This is a genomic window from Streptomyces ossamyceticus, from assembly GCF_001418475.1.
GTDB lineage: Bacteria > Actinomycetota > Actinomycetes > Streptomycetales > Streptomycetaceae > Streptomyces > Streptomyces ossamyceticus.
Genome location: NZ_LIQX01000434.1, coordinates 200 through 14,555 on the forward strand (window position 1 = coordinate 200; position 14,356 = coordinate 14,555).

Sequence of the window (14,356 nt, forward strand, 5' to 3'; positions counted from 1 at the left end):
CGTGGAGATCGCCGCCGGGCTGGGGCTGCCGGTGAGCATCACCAAGGTGCTGCTGTCCGACCTCCTCGCCGCGGGCCGGGTCAGCGCCCGGCACCCGCACAAGGCCACGCTGATCGATCTGGACATCCTGGAGCAGGTACTAGTTGGACTTCGCAACCTCTGAGCACGGCGGGGACGGCCGGACACCCGGACCGGGCCCCGGCTCCGGGCCCGCCCCCGTCCCCGTCGCTCTGACCGGCGCCCGCTTCCACGGTGACCCCGCCGCCCTCTACCGCGAGCTGCGGCGCGAGCACGGCGAGGTCGTCCCCGTGCTGCTCGACGGGGACGTGCCGGCGTGGCTGGTGCTGGGCTACCGCGAGCTGCACCAGGTGACGAGCGACCCGGAACTGTTCAGCAGGGACTCGGGGTTGTGGAACCAGTGGCCGAACATCCCTGTCGACTGGCCCCTGTTGCCGGTGATCAGCCGGGAGCAGCCCTCGATCCTCGGCTCGGTCGGCGAACGGCACCGGCGGCGGGCCGCGCTGCTCGGCGAGGCGCTGGAGGCGGTCGACGCGTTCACGCTGCGCGGCCACGCCGAGCGGTTCGCGGACGAGTTGCTGGACGCGGTGTGCGGGGTGGGCGCGGCCGACCTCGTCGCGCAGTACGCGGCGCTGCTGCCGGTCCGTGTGCTGGCGTACCTGTTCGGTTTCCCGGAGGAGCAGGGGCCGGACCTGGTCGCCGCGTTGACCGACATCCTCGACGGGCAGGGCCGGGCGCGGGCCGCCGAGGCGCGGCTGACGGCGGCGATGACCCAGCTGGTGGCGGAGCGGCGGGAGCGTCCCGCCGACGACGTGGTGTCCCGTCTGCTGGCGAACGCCTCCGCCCACGGCTTCTCCGTCGAGGAGGTCACGCACGACGTGATGGTCATGCTGGCCGCGGGACACCAGCCGACCACCGACTGGATCGGCAACTCCCTGCGGCTGATGCTGACCGACGAGCGGTTCGCGGCCTCCCTGTTCGGCGGGCGCAGCAGTGTGGCGGAGGCCATGAACGAGGTGCTGTGGGAGGACGCCCCCATCCAGAACGCGGCCGGTCGCTGGCTCTCCCGCGACACCCGGCTCGGCGGCCGTGCCCTGCGCGCCGGCGACCTCCTCGTCCTGGGCCTCCAGGGCGCCAACTCCGACCCCCGCGTGCGCACCCACGGCTCCGCGCTGACCGGCGGCAACAACGCGCACTTCTCCTTCGGGCACGGCGAGCACCGCTGCCCGTTCCCGGCGCGGGAGATCGCCGAGGTCATCGCGCGGACCGGTATCGAGGTGGTCCTGGACCGGCTGCCGGACCTCGACCTCGCCGTACCGCGGGAGAGCCTCGTCCGGCGGCCCTCGCCCTGGCTGCGGGGGCTGGTGGAGCTGCCGGTGCGGTTCTCGCCGTCGCCCGCGGTCGGCGGCCGGTGACCGGCACCGCGTCGAGTGGCGGGGTCGGGCCCCGGCTGGTGAACTGAAGGCAGGGATCCCTCCGCCTCGACATCCCGCGCCCGGAAGCGTCGGCCCCCGGCCGATCCCGGCCGAGCCGACGGAGTGGTGGTCGATGGGATACGCACTCCACCCGCACAAGGTCAAGATCGTCACGGGACCACCGCAGGCGGGTCCTCTCCGCGAGTTCTGGGCGCATCTCCGGCGCCCCTTCGTCTCCGTCTTCTGGCATCTCCGCGGCCGCTGGCTGCTGCACCGGGGCGTCACCCGCGCCGGGCGGTGGTGGAACCCGCCGTTCACGACGGCGCTGGTGGCTCTGGTGGCCGTGCTGACGGCGGCACTGGTTCCTGTGGGCTGTCCTCGCCGTGCTGGACCTGGCCGGCACCGAGAACGTGGTGAAGGACATCGGGCCGCAGCCTTGGTGCAAGAACAAGGCCGCCGCGTGCGACACCGTCAGCGGTGTCGCGATGCCGCTGCTGCTGTTCGCCGCCTCCACGCTCCTCTTCCTCTCCTGGCGCCTGTGGCAGGTCCGCCGCTACTGCACGTACCAGGCGCGGCACGATCCCGGGCGGCTGGTGCAGACGGCCGGGAGTCTGATGGACGAGGTGGTCGGACGGGACCAGCTCTGCAACGCCGTCATGAAGAACCTCAACGACAAGAAGGTCCGGCGCCCGCACGTCGTCGTCGGGGGCGTCGGCGTCGGCAAGACCGCGCTGCTGGTCCGGCTGGCCCAGAAGCTCGCCGCGAAGGGGGCGGTGCCCATCCCCGTACGGCTGCGTGACGTGCAGGGCGACCAGCCGCTGGACTTCGGCGAGTTGGCGCTGGCCCGGTTCCGGGAGATCGTGCGGGCGAAGGTGCGGTCCGAGGGCGAGGTCGACCGGATCTGGCGGTGGCTCAGACAGCGGGCGGACCGGATCGTGGTCCTCGCCGACGGTCTGGAGGAGGCGTTCGCGGAGGACGATCTGACCGGTCGCCGGGACAATCTGATCCGGGACGCGATCCGCCGGGCCGGCGAGGAGGGTCTGCCGCTGGTCATCGCGTCGCGGCCGCACGACCCGCTGCGCGCGATGCAGGCGGCCGTGTCGGAGCTGGAGCCGCTGAGCAACGAGGCGGCGTTGCGGTACATCGCGAGCAGCGGCAGCTGGCGCGCCGACCTGACCGTGCTGGACCGCATCGTGGAGGCCGCCGACATGGCGGAGTCCCCCATCTATCTGAAGATCGCCAGGGATCTGCACGCCCAGGACCTGCTGGAACCCCTGTGGGACGGCGGCGGTGACCAGGACCTCCAGCTCTACGACAGCTGGCGGCTGCGGGCGGAGCTGATGGAGACGTGGATCCACGCGCTGGTCGACGGGTACGTGCATCCCGAGTTGCCGATCGACCACGACACGAGGCTGGCGGTGGTGGAGTACATCTCGGCGCTCGCGTGCGTGGGGCTGGCCTCGGACAGCGCGGACGTGGGCCTCGGGGAACTGGGTTCGGCCCTCGGGGAGGCGGACAGCGCGTCGTGGGGCCGGGGGTTCGGGATGCGGGCGGCCCCGAACACGGAGTGGAACCGGCGGGTCGCCCGCACCCTGGACCTGCGGATGGCGGACCTGCGATGGCGCCCGCGGACGTACGCCCTGAGGCGGGGCGCGCCCTGGACGGTGCGGCAGCATCCCTGCCAGGAGGCGCTGGGCGGCGCCGACTGGTGGGTGGGGCCGCGGGTCGACATCAGGATCGCCGCGACCTGGGGCACGCGGATGGGACTGGTCCACGAGAGCGGCGACAAGGTCCGCTTCCAGCACAGCATCGTGCAGGCGTATCTCGGCTCCCGGTTCCTGGACGAGATGTTCCGGCCCCCGGATCCCGCGGGCCCGGCGGGCTCACCCCCCTCGCACACCGCCGAGGCGCCCCCGCCCGACGCGCACGTCGCGCGGGCGCTGCGGCAGGGCGGGCGGGAACTGCTCATCGCACTCACCCTGTACTCCCGGTCCCGCAAAGGGCGCTGTGTGTGCGGCCCGTCCGGGGCCGGCGCGCGGGACTGCCCCGTCGACCGGATGCGGGTACTGCTGACCGCGCAGGCCAAGGACCTGCTGAGCGAGGCCGCCGAGACCTGGGAGGCGGTCGGACGGCAGAGCGACGAGGGGATGCTGGACGACCGCGGCAGTCCCCGGCTGCGGGCGCTGGAGAGCTACGGCACGGCCGTGGAGATCGACAGTGTCGGCAGCGCGCCCCGGCAGCAGGACCTCATGACGGAGATCGAGCGGGACTGGCACCGGCTCGGCCGGAACGAGGACCCGGCGCGGCTGCGGGAGGCGAAGCTCGCGCTGGTGAAGCAGTGCGGGACGGCCGTGCGCCGCCTCGCCGCGATGCGCAGCCGCGCGCCCGGCGACGAGCATCCGGCGTACCCGGTGTACGAGGTGATGTTCCGGATCGGCCGCAAGGAGACCGACCGCCGGGTGCGGGAGGCGCTGGTGAAGGAGGTGGGCGCGGGCGGCGAACCGGCGTACCAGTCGCTGTGCCGCAAGCTCGCCGAGGCGTGTGCCTCCGTCGAGGCCGGGCAGCGCCGGTGCCGGGTGGACCGGATGCCCGCGTCGCCGGACGAGGTGGACGGGCACCGCTCGTTCGAGTGGGATCTCGCGGAGCGGCGGGAGCGGGAGGAGCGCAGGGCGGCGGAGGAGGAGGCCCTGACGGAGAAGGGCAGATGGAACTGCAACACCATGCGGGCCTGGCTGCTGCCGCTGCTCGTGGACTCGTCGATGATGGCCCGGCGCCAGGCCAGCCCCCGTGACGACCTCGACCACTGGGTGCGGGCGACGACCGGCGCGGCCGGCGCCCCGATCGAGGAGGACGGGCCCGGCGCCCCCATCGGTCTGGGGGTGGCGCTGGCCCAGGGCTTCAAGTTCGCCGCCAACCGGCGGCCGGGGCCGGGCGTGAACCGCCGGGCCCGGGAGTTCCTCGTCAAGCAGGCGCAGGAGCTGCTGAAGCAGAGCACCTTCTGGTATACGCGGCTGACGCTGCTGCACGCCCTGACGCTGTGGAGCCTGCCCGACGACGTCGCCGCCGACCAGCCGATGCGCGGCCCCGGTTCCGATCCGAGGGGGCAGGTGCGGGAGTGGCTGGCGCTGGGCGACCGGGGCCGCGCGGAGCATCCGCTGGTGGCGGGGGCGGCGAAGCTGGCGGTGCGGGCGTTGCAGACGCGGCGGCCGGAGCGGTTCCTGTGGATCGACGAGGCGGCCGTGGCGTCCTGCATCGGCACGGAGGTGGGGCTGCCGGGCGAGCAGCGCGCCCACAACCTGTGGATAACGCCGTCGACCGGCTGGAGCACCCTGGACCCGACGGCGCAGCAGCTGCTCGCGGACGTCCTGCTGCTGATGGTGCTCGGTGAGCGGGCGCACCGTCCGAAGGACGCGTTCCGCATCCTGGAGCTGTGTGCGCGGGAGCCGACCCAGATGCCGTCGTGCGTCCGCAAGGACCGCACGCGGCTGAGCCCAGTGCGCGGGGCGGAGCGCGCGGCGCAGCCCGGCTCGAACTGCACGGACGACTGCCGGCTGAAGATGTGCCCGTATCCGGCCAAGGTGGAGAGCCTGCGCATGGAGTTCAGCGAGGTCTTCTGCCTGCACCAGCGGGACATGCTGAAGAAGTGGCAGCCGTGGGCGTGGGCCTCGCTGCGGCTGCGGCGGGAGGCCCCGTGGCAGCGCGGGGTGCCGGTCGCCGGGATGCGCCGTTTCTGGGACCAGATGAGCGACCGGGCCCGCGACATCGGCCCCGGCACGGGCACCGTCTCATCGGACGGACGACGTTTCGCCCAGGTTTCGCGGAGCCGATAGGCTCGCACCCGTGGCTGATATCCAGATCCCCGCTGACATCAAGCCCGCCGACGGACGTTTCGGCGCTGGCCCCTCCAAGGTGCGGACGGAGGCGCTGGACGCGCTGGCCGCGACCGGCACCTCCCTGCTCGGCACCTCCCACCGCCAGGCCCCGGTGAAGAACCTGGTCGGCCAGGTGCGCGAGGGCATCAGCGAGCTGTTCTCCCTGCCCGAGGGCTACGAGGTGGTCCTCGGCAACGGCGGCTCCACCGCGTTCTGGGACGTCGCGACGCACGGCCTGATCGAGAACAAGAGCCAGCACCTGACCTTCGGCGAGTTCAGCTCGAAGTTCGCCAAGGCCGCCAAGCTCGCCCCGTGGCTGGGCGAGCCGACCGTGGTCTCCTCCGACCCCGGCACGCACCCGGAGCCGGTCGCGGAGGCGGGCGTCGACGTCTACGCCTTCACCCACAACGAGACGTCCACCGGTGTCGCCGCCCCGATCAAGCGGGTGGCCGGTGCCGACGAGGGCGCCCTCGTCCTGGTCGACGCGACGTCCGGCGCGGGCGGTCTGCCCGTGGACATCGCCGAGACGGACGTCTACTACTTCGCCCCGCAGAAGTCCTTCGCCTCCGACGGCGGCCTGTGGATCGGGGTGTTCTCCCCGGCCGCGATCGAGCGTGCCGAGCGGATCCACGCGAGCGGGCGGCACGTCCCGGAGTTCTTCTCGCTGCCGACGGCGATCGACAACTCCCGCAAGAACCAGACGTACAACACCCCGGCGCTCGCCACGCTGTTCCTGCTGAACCAGCAGCTGGAGTGGATCAACGGCCAGGGCGGTCTCGCCTGGTCCACGGCCCGCACGAAGGACTCCTCGACCCGTCTGTACGGCTGGGCGGAGGAGTCCAAGTACGCGACGCCGTTCGTGTCGGACCCGGCCAAGCGCTCGCAGGTCATCGGCACGATCGACTTCGCCGACGAGATCGACGCCGCGGCCGTCGCCAAGGCCCTGCGCGCCAACGGCATCGTCGACACCGAGCCGTACCGCAAGCTCGGCCGCAACCAGCTGCGCGTCGCGATGTTCCCGGCGATCGACCCGGCGGACGTCGAGGCCCTCACGAAGTGCGTCGACTACGTGATCGAGAAGCTCTGACCGTTCAGCGGTACGACGCCGAAGGGCGCCCGGTGGGGTCACCGGGCGCCCTTCGTGTCGTCCTACGGGGTGTTGCCCGTGTCGTGCGGAATCAGCCGCGGAAGCCGAGGATGCCGTGCAGGGCGGCACCGCCCGTCGCGGTGGACGCGCCCGACTGCGCCGACATCTTCTGCGCGGCCTGCGGCTTCGGGTCCGGCAGCTTCTTGCAGACGGCGTCGATCTGGCCCTTGCCGTTCGGCACCTTGCCGTTGCTCAGGTAGGTCGCCAGGTACTTGTCGAGGCAGGAGTTGCCGCTCAGCGAGATGCCGTGGTTGCCGCCGCCCTGCTCGACGACCAGGCTGGAGTTCTTGAGCAGCTTGTGGACGGTGAGGCCACCCTGGTACGGGGTGGCCGCGTCGTCCGTCGCCTGGAACAGCAGCGCCGGCGGGATCTTGGAGTTGGCGACGTTCACCGGCTTGAGGGTCTTGGTCGGCCAGAACGCGCACGGCGCGTTGTACCAGGTGTTGTTCCAGGCCATGAAGGGCGCCTTCTTGTAGACGGCCCAGTTGTCCTTCTGCCACGTGCTCCACTTGCGCGGCCAGGACGCGTCACGGCACTGCACGGCGGTGTAGACGCTGTAGCCGTTGTCGCCGGAGGCGTCCACGGCGGCGATGTTCTGGTACGCCTCGACCAGCGGCTCGGCGTTCTTGTCGCCCACGTAGGCGGCGAACGCCTCGGCGAGCGTGGGCCAGTAGCCGTTGTAGTAACCGCCGGGGATGTAGATGTCCTCCAGCTCGGAGGCGCCCACCTTGACCTTGCCGCCCACGGGCTTCTTGGCGAGGTCGGCCCGCATGGCGTACCACTTGGCCTCGATCTTGGCCGGGTCGGTGCCGAGCTTGTAGGTGGCGTTGTTCTTGGCGATCCACTTCATCAGCGCCTTGTGGCGCTTGTCGAAGGCGTAGTCCTGGTCGAGGTTGTCCTCGTACCAGACGCCCGTCGGGTCGACTATGGAGTCGAGCACCAGGCGGCGCACCCGGTCCGGGTACTGCTTGGCGTAGACGGCGCCGAGGTAGGTGCCGTACGAGTAGCCGAAGTAGTTGATCTTCTTGGCGCCGAGCGCCTTGCGGATCGCGTCCATGTCCTTCACGGCGTTGGCCGTGTTGATGTGCGGCAGGGCGTCCTTGTACTTCGCGGCGCAGGCCGCGGCGAAGGACTGGGCGCGGTCGAGGTTGGCCTTCTCCAGGGCGGGCGTGCTGGGCACGGAGTCCGGGCGCACCGGGTTGAAGTGGCCCGGCTTGCAGTTCAGGGCGGGCTTGCTGGCTCCCACGCCGCGCGGGTCGAAGCCGATGACGTCGTACTGGGACGCGACGGCCTTGGGCAGGGAGCCGGCGACGAAACCGGCCAGGCCCAGGCCGCTGCCGCCGGGGCCGCCGGGGTTGACCAGCAGCGGGCCCTGGTACTTCTTCGCGGTGTGCGGCACGCGGGACAGGGCCAGCGTGATCTTCTTCCCGCTCGGCTTGGCGTAGTCCAGCGGCACCTTCACCGACGCGCACTGCATCGTCGGGGCGCTGTCCGTGGCGCACTTCTTCCAGGAGACCTTCGCGGCGGCGACCTGCACGGTGTTCACGGAGTGCGGCGCGCTGGCGCTGGCGGGGGCGGCTGCGAGCGTCCCGGCCAGAACGACGGTGGCGCCGCTGAACACGGCTGCGCTTCTCTTCATGGAGTTCTCTCTGAAGTGAGGGGGGTTCCAGGTCCGCGAGGTACGCGGCCCGTGCCGCATGGTTCCTGAAGATCACGCCGCGCATAAACAGATTCGACCAAGACTTGACCGAATTGAGTCATTGGAATTACTCAAATCACGCACAGACAAGGTGAGTTACCCGCAACCGGGACAACCGTCCACCGCCCGGAGCGCTCCGGAACTCCCTACGCTGTGCTCATGCACTCGACGATCAGGGGGGCGCTCGGCGTCTCGAGTGCTCTCGTCGCGCTGGCCGTTCTGTCGGCCGGCTGCGACCAGGGCGGCTCACCGACCGGCTCCGCCGACAAACCCGCCACGGGGGACGGCACTCGGCGCACGGACAGGGCATCGCCGCACCCCGGCCTCGGCGACATCCTCGTCGGGGACGCGCCCGTCACGGGCTCACGGAGGACGGGCGAGGACAAGGCGCCCTTCGAACGCACCTACACCGACGGGGCGCTCTACGCGGCGGTCACCGGATTCCGGTCGACGGCCTTCGGCAACGCGGGCCTGGAATCCGCGTACGGCGACGTCCTGGCCGCGGACGCGTCCGGGAACGCCTCGGGCGACGTCATGACGACGATCGACCCGAAGGCCCAGAAGGCCGCGTTCGACGCGCTGGGAGACCGGCGGGGCGCCGCGGTGGCCCTGGACGCCGAGTCGGGGGCGCTGCTCGCGGTGGTCAGTACGCCCTCGTACGACCCGGGGACGTTCAGCGGTCACGGCGGGGCGGACGCGAAGGCGTGGAGGGCGCTCAACGCCGACCGGCGCTCGCCCCTGCTCAACCGGGCGCTGCGCGAGGTCGGCGCGCCGGGCGGGACTTTCCATGTGGTGGTCGCGGCGGCCGCGTTGGAGAAGGGGCTGTACGCGTCGGTGGACGCCCGCACCGACAGCCCTCTCACCTATGTGCTGCCCCAGTCGACGACCCGGGTGACCGGCGCGTCCCCCGGGTGCGAGGACGCGCCGATCGCGCGGGCGCTGAGCCTCTCCTGCGACAACGTCTTCGCCAAGCTGGCGTTCGAGCTGGGTGCGGACGAACTGCGTGCGGTGGCCGAGAGGTTCGGGTTCAACGACGACACGCTGACCGTCCCCGTGCGGGTCGCCGAGAGCGGCTACCCCCGGGCGGGCGTGTCCCGTCCCGCGACGGCCCTCACGGGCATCGGCGCCGGGGACGTCCGGGCGACCCCGCTGGCGATGGCCCGGGTCGCGGCGGCGGTCGCCAATGGAGGGCGGCTGGTGGGCCCTTCGCTGGTGGAGCGGGTGACGAAGGCCGACGGTGGCACCGTGCGGCCGAAGACGTCCGGCCGGACCGGCCGGGCCGTCTCCCGCGGCACGGCCGACGCGCTGAGGGACGCGCTCGGGACCGCCGCGGACGAGGTGCTGTCCGGAGGCGGGGACAAGGCGGGGTCCGGGACGGGCGCGCAGGCGGCGTGGGTCACGGACGGCCGGGACGGTACGGGCAGCGCGTGGTTCATCGCGTACACGGACGGCGCGCAGGGCCACCCGGTCGCCGTGGCCGTCCGCGTAGAGGACCAGCCGTCCGGGGCGGACCCCCGAAAGGCCGCCGAACCGGCCGTCGCCGTGGGCAAGAGACTGCTCGCCGGCCTTTCCTGAACGGTTGCACTCTCCTGGACGCTGCACACCGACGGGGCGCCCGGCGGCCACCGGGCGCCCCTCGGGTTCAGGTCGCCGTGCAGCTCACGCTCGGCACACCCCCGCCCCCGGGCGTACCCCCGAAGCCGAGGGTCGCCGAGGCACCCGCGGCGAGGGCGCCGTTGTGGGCGGCGTTCGTCGCGGTGACCGTCGCACCGCTCTGGGTGTACGACGCGTTCCACATGTTCGTGACCTTCTGGGAGCCGCTCCAGGTCCAGGTGACCTTCCAGGACTTGAGCGCGGTCGTCCCGCTGTTGGTCACCTTCACCTCGGCGTTGAAGCCGCCGCCCCAGTCGCTGCTGACGGTGTAGACGGCGGCGCAGGCGGGCGTCCCGCCGCCGGGGTCACCGGGGTCACCGGGGTCGCCGCCCGGCGGGAAGCCCGGCGCCTTGATGCTCGTCAGATAGCCGTCCTTCACGGTGTCGACGGTCTGCCAGTCGTCCTTGAGGATGCCGCCGGTGTCACCGGAGTTGGGGTTCCAGGACCAGAAGGTCCAGTGGAAGGAGTCGTTGCCGTACGTCGAGGTGGAGCGGAGGTAGGTCACCAGGGCGGCCAGCCAGCGCTGGTCGACCGTGGCCTGGAGGGTCGTGCCGAACTCGCCCACCCAGACGGGGGCGATGTTCTGCTTGAAGATGTAGCCCCAGTACCGGTCCCAGATGCCGGGCATGTTGTTGGGGAAGTTCGGGTCGCTGAACCAGCTCTGCTGGGCCACGCTGGTGGCGTAGTCGTGCGCGGAGTAGACGAGCCGGTTCGGCACGTCGAGCCGTACGGGGTGGTCGGCGACGCCCATCAGGTTGCCGCCCCACCAGCCCGAGACGCCGTTGTACGACTGGACGCCCTCGACGAGGACCAGCAGGTCGGGGTTGGCGGCGAGCACCGCGTTGCCGGCGCGTTCGGCGGCCAGGCGCCAGTCCTTGGAGGTGTCGCCGCAGCCCCAGCAGGCGGGGTCGTGCGGCTCGTTGTGGAGGTCGATGCCGATGACGGTGGAGTCACCCTTGTAACGGGTCGCGAGGGCCTTGAGGTTGGCGATCCACGTCGACTCGGGGACCGTCGAGGTGTACCAGAGCGCCGACTGGCCCGCCGAGTCCGGGCGGTGCCGGTCGAGGATGACCTTCAGCCCGCTGCGCCCGGCGTGCGCGACCAACTTGTCCAGGACCTGGAGCGAGGTCAGACCGCGCAGATCGGTGTTCTTGCCGTCGAAGTTGAGACTGTCGGGCATGGTGCCCGGCTTGAGGATGTCGTCGCTGTAGGGGATGCGCAGGGTGTTGTAGCCCAGCGACTTCATCTGGTCGATCATGCTCTTGTAGTCGCGGGACCACAGGCCGTGGGGCACGTGGTTGGTGGTCTCGAAGCCGAACCAGTTGATGCCGGCGATCCGCACCGACTGGTTGTTCGCGTCGAGGATCTGGCGCCCGTTGGTGTGCCAGTAGCCGGCACCGGCGGCGGCCTCGGCGGCCGCGGCCGACGGGGCACCGCCGGCCATCGGCAGCACCAGCACGGCGGCGGCCGCGCACAGGGCGCCCAGAGTTCTCCGTAAGCTGCGGAACATGACGCTGCTTCCTCCTCGGGAGGCGCGGGCCCGGAACAGATGGGAGCGCTCCCATCGCCCGCACCCCCCATGGAAGACAGGTCGCATGAACACGTCAAGGCGTCCGACGCCTCGTTGTGCGCCGGACGCCTCTCGGTGCGGCCCGAGGGCCACGGGCGGGTCAGCGGCTCAGCCTCCGGAACCTGCGCACCGCCAGCGGCAGGAAGACCAGTGTGAGCACCACCGGCCACACGCCCGCCATCAGCAGGGCGTGCTGCTCGATCCAGGAGTCACCGCCGCCGACCGGGGTGCCGAACAGCTCGCGGGTGGCGGCCGCCGTGGAGGAGAGCGGGTTCCAGGCGGCGACCCAGCCGAGCCAGTCGGGCATGAGCTGCGGGGCCACGAAGATGCTGGAGATCATCGTCAGCGGGAAGGCGACCACGAAGAGGCCGCCCGCCGCCTCCGGGTTGGGCACCAGGAGGCCGAGCCAGACCCCGATCCAGATCAGCGCGAACCGCAGCCACAGCAGCAGGCCGAACGCGGCCAGGAAGCCGAGGTCGGCGTCGGGGCGCCAGCCCATCGCGAGGGCCGTCAGCATCATGATGGCCAACTCCGCGCAGGCGACCACCAGATCGGTGACCCCCCGCCCGGCGACCACCGCCGACGGCGCCATCGGCATGGAGCGGAAGCGGTCGATGACGCCCTTGGTGGAGTCGTGGACGACGAGGGTCGCGGTGTTGATGAACCCGAAGGCCATCGTCATCGCGAACATGCCCGGCATCAGGAAGTCCCGGTAGTCGCCGCCGCCGGGCACCTGCATGGCGCTGCCGACGACATAGCCGTAGAGGAGGACGGACAGGATCGGGAAGCCCAGCTGCCAGGCGATGTTGACCGGCTGACGCCGGTAGTGGGTGAGCCCGCGCCGGACGATGTTCCCGACGTCGGCGAGCAGCCAGTACGTACGGCTTCGGACGGGGAGGTCGGTGAGGTCGGTGAGGTCCGGGGCGCCGGGGCCGGTTCCGGCCGCGGAGCGGGAGCCGGCCCCGGCGCTCGGGCGGGCATCAGGGCTGACACGGGTGCTCATGCGACGGCCCCCTTCGGCTGCGGCGCGGACGGCGGGGTGTCCCGCACGCCGGGCGGTTCGGTGCGGTGCCCGGTCAGCCGCAGGAACACGTCGTCCAGGCTGGGCCGGCGCAGGCCGATGTCCTCGACGGCGACGCCCTCGTCCTGGAGGGTGCGGGCCACCTCCGTCAGGGCGTTCACCCGGTCGGTCACCGGCGCGTGCACACGCAGTTCGGTCTCGTCCGCCTCCGGTTCGCCGTCGGCGACCCGGGCGACGGCCTTCACGGCGTGCGGGATGTCGGCGCGGTCGGCCACGACGACCTCGACACGGTCGCCGCCCACGGTGTTCTTCAGCCCGTCGGGGGTGTCGTCCGCGATGGCCCGGCCCTGGTCGATGACAGTGATGCGGGAGGCCAGCCGGTCGGCCTCCTCCAGGTACTGCGTGGTGAGCAGGACGGTCGTGCCGCCCGCGACCAGTGCCCGCACCGAGTCCCAGACCTCGCCGCGGCTGCGCGGGTCGAGGCCGGTGGTCGGCTCGTCCAGGAAGAGGACGGCCGGGGCGAGGATCATCGAGGCGGCGAGGTCCAGCCGGCGCCGCATACCGCCGCTGTAGGTGCCGACGCCCTTGTCGGCGGCGTCGGTGAGGTCGAACCGGTCGAGCAGTTCGGCGGCGCGCAGCCTCGCCCGCCGGCCGCCGAGATGGAAGAGCCGACCGAACATCTCCAGGTTCTGTCGCCCTGTCAGCACCTCGTCCACGGCCGCGTACTGGCCGGTGAGGCCGATCCTCGACCGGACCTCGCGGGGCCGCCGGGCCACGTCGAGCCCGGCGACCGTCGCCCGCCCGCCGTCCAGCCGGACGAGAGTGGACAGGATGCGGACGGCCGTGGTCTTGCCCGCGCCGTTCGGCCCGAGGAGGCCGTGGACCGTGCCCTCGCGGACGGCCAGGTCGAATCCGTCGAGCGCGCGTTTCTCGCCGTACCGCTTCTCCAGGCCCTCCGCCCGTACCGCGTACCCGTCGCCGTTTCCGTCGCTCATGGGTCCCCCTTCGCTAGAACTGAGTACACCGTACTCGATTTCGCGTACGTCGTACCCAGTTTTTTCGGGGTGACCTAAACTCGGCACATGACAGGCAGTGAGGGCGGTACGCGGACCAGCGGCAGCGGCGACATCGTCCGTACGCTCGAACTCCTGTGGGACACGGGGCGGCGCCCCAGCCGGGGCCCCAAGCCGGGGCTCACCCTGGAGCGGATCGTGGAGGCGGCGGTCCGGGTCGCGGACGCGGAGGGGCTGGAGGCCGTGTCGATGCGACGGGTCGCCACGGAGCTGGGGACCGGCACGATGTCGCTGTACCGCTACGTGCCCGGCAAGGCCGAGCTGCTCGACCTGATGCTGGACCGGGTGCAGCGCCCCTCCGACGATCCGGCCGACCTCGGGGACGGCGGCTGGCGGTCGGCGCTGGAGGCGCTGGGCCGGGCAACCCTCGCGCTCTACCGCCGCCATCCCTGGCTGCTCCAGGTCAACCAGAGCCGGCCGATCCTCGGACCCAGCGCGCTGGACGGCATGGAGAAGATGCTCTCCCGCATCAAGTCCATGGGCCTGACCGACCCGGAGCTGGTCTCCGCGATCGTCGCGGTCGACGGCTATGTGGTCGGGGCGGCCCGCACCCAGCTCTACGAGGCGGAGGTGGAGCGGCGCACAGGGCTCACCGACACGGAGTTCTGGGCGGCGCAGGCCCCCGTGCTGGAGAAGTTCATGGCGTCCGGGCGCTACCCGATGCTGGCCGGACTCTCCGAGGACGCCTTCGGCCGCGACTTCGACCACTTCGAGTTCGGGCTCCAGCGCATCCTCGACGGCCTGGAGGTCCTGGTGGCCCGGCGGGCCGGGGCCGGGGACGGGACCGAGGACAGGGCCAGGGCCGAGGACGGGGCCAGGGCCAAGGACGGGGCCGAGGACGGGCCCAGGGCCGAGGACAGGGCCGGAAACAAGGACGGGGGCCAGGGG

General features: G+C 71.9%; 10 protein-coding genes. 6 read left to right on the plus strand and 4 right to left on the minus strand.

Annotated features, from left to right (window positions below):
- The 4 genes from AOK15_RS47390 to serC form a co-directional block, all read left to right on the plus strand.
- A partial coding sequence (locus tag AOK15_RS47390; protein WP_240508633.1) for a DUF742 domain-containing protein occupies nucleotides 1-163 on the plus strand: 163 nt, incomplete at its 5' end.
- A complete protein-coding gene (locus tag AOK15_RS28480; protein WP_055521219.1) occupies nucleotides 144-1,433 on the plus strand; it encodes a cytochrome P450 in 1,290 nt (429 codons plus the stop codon). The genes AOK15_RS47390 and AOK15_RS28480, both read left to right, overlap by 20 nt.
- 383 nt (nucleotides 1,434-1,816) lie before the next feature.
- Nucleotides 1,817-5,263, plus strand: coding sequence for an NACHT domain-containing protein (locus AOK15_RS28485; RefSeq protein ID WP_055521220.1), 3,447 nt, complete (start codon nucleotides 1,817-1,819; stop codon nucleotides 5,261-5,263).
- Nucleotides 5,264-5,273: 10 nt separating this feature from the next.
- The gene (gene serC / locus AOK15_RS28490; RefSeq protein ID WP_055521221.1) at nucleotides 5,274-6,392 is read left to right on the plus strand and encodes a phosphoserine transaminase; all 1,119 of its coding nucleotides are present in this window, start codon (nucleotides 5,274-5,276) and stop codon (nucleotides 6,390-6,392) included.
- 91 nt (nucleotides 6,393-6,483) lie between these two features.
- Here the strand turns inward: serC and AOK15_RS28495 are convergent, their stop codons facing one another.
- The gene (locus AOK15_RS28495) at nucleotides 6,484-8,091 is read right to left on the minus strand and encodes an alpha/beta hydrolase (RefSeq protein ID WP_055521222.1); all 1,608 of its coding nucleotides are present in this window, start codon (nucleotides 8,089-8,091) and stop codon (nucleotides 6,484-6,486) included.
- A gap of 219 nt (nucleotides 8,092-8,310) precedes the next feature.
- On the opposite strand from AOK15_RS28495, the gene AOK15_RS28500 reads away from it, so the two are divergent.
- A complete protein-coding gene (locus AOK15_RS28500; protein WP_055521225.1) occupies nucleotides 8,311-9,726 on the plus strand; it encodes a penicillin-binding transpeptidase domain-containing protein in 1,416 nt (471 codons plus the stop codon).
- Between the two features lie 67 nt (nucleotides 9,727-9,793).
- Here AOK15_RS28500 and AOK15_RS28505 read toward each other — a convergent pair whose 3' ends face one another.
- From AOK15_RS28505 to AOK15_RS28515, 3 genes are all read right to left on the minus strand, one after another.
- The gene (locus AOK15_RS28505; RefSeq protein WP_055521223.1) at nucleotides 9,794-11,314 is read right to left on the minus strand and encodes a cellulase family glycosylhydrolase; all 1,521 of its coding nucleotides are present in this window, start codon (nucleotides 11,312-11,314) and stop codon (nucleotides 9,794-9,796) included.
- 160 nt (nucleotides 11,315-11,474) lie between these two features.
- Entirely contained in the window at nucleotides 11,475-12,377 is a 903-nt protein-coding gene (locus tag AOK15_RS28510; RefSeq protein ID WP_240508632.1) for an ABC transporter permease, read from the minus strand.
- Complete coding sequence (locus AOK15_RS28515) at nucleotides 12,374-13,390, minus strand: ATP-binding cassette domain-containing protein (protein WP_055521224.1); 1,017 nt, start codon at nucleotides 13,388-13,390, stop codon at nucleotides 12,374-12,376. The genes AOK15_RS28510 and AOK15_RS28515 overlap by 4 nt, the downstream gene beginning before the upstream one ends.
- Before the next feature lie 87 nt (nucleotides 13,391-13,477).
- Between AOK15_RS28515 and AOK15_RS28520 the strand changes: the two genes are divergently transcribed.
- On the plus strand, nucleotides 13,478-14,356 hold an 879-nt coding region (locus AOK15_RS28520), incomplete at its 3' end, for a TetR/AcrR family transcriptional regulator (RefSeq protein ID WP_079058758.1).